Here is a 697-nt window from a genome sequence, read left to right on the forward strand (position 1 = left end):
TCTGCCAACTGCGGTGGCCGCAGCCAAGGCGGCAGGCGGCAAGCTGCAACTGCTCATCTATGTACATGGCGGGCTGGTTTCTGAGTCCAGCGGCCTGAAAGTGGGCTTTAAGCACATCGATTGGTGGAAGAAGAACGGCGTCTATCCCATCTATTTTGTCTGGGAGACGGGCCTTTTCGAGACCATCGGACAGTTGCTATCACGCGCACGCCAACCGGGGGCACGGGATCTCTTTGACTTCACCACCGACCCGGTAATTGAAACCGCGGCACGCGCGCTCCAAGGACCACGCATCTGGGGCGGAATGAAGTCCAGTGCCGAGCACGCGGTCGATCCGCCGGGTCCGGGCGGCGAGATCAACGGCGGTGCGTACTATGCCGCGACGAAGCTCAAAGCGTTCTGCGACGCGTTCCCCGGAGAGGTCGAGCTGCACTCGGTCGGGCATAGCGCAGGCTCCATCTTTTTGGCCCACTTCGTATCGACTGCGCGCGAACTGGGCGTTCCATCGTTCAAGACGGGAAATCTGTTGGCGCCTGCCATTCGGGTTGACACCTTCAAGGACAAGCTCCTCAACGCGGTGGGCGCCGGCAAAGGCATCGACAAGCTGTGCATCTTCACGATGCAGAAGGATTTCGAGCGCAACGACGACTGCGCCGGCATCTATCAGAAGTCGCTGCTCTACCTCATCTACTACGCC

At 60.3% G+C, this 697-nt stretch carries 1 pseudogene; it reads left to right on the forward strand.

Features of this window, described 5'->3' with window-relative positions:
- Positions 1 to 697, forward strand: a pseudogene (locus tag AC1DY5_RS57775) (hypothetical protein); the annotation flags it as partial.

This window comes from Variovorax sp. P4_D9, assembly GCF_056401695.1.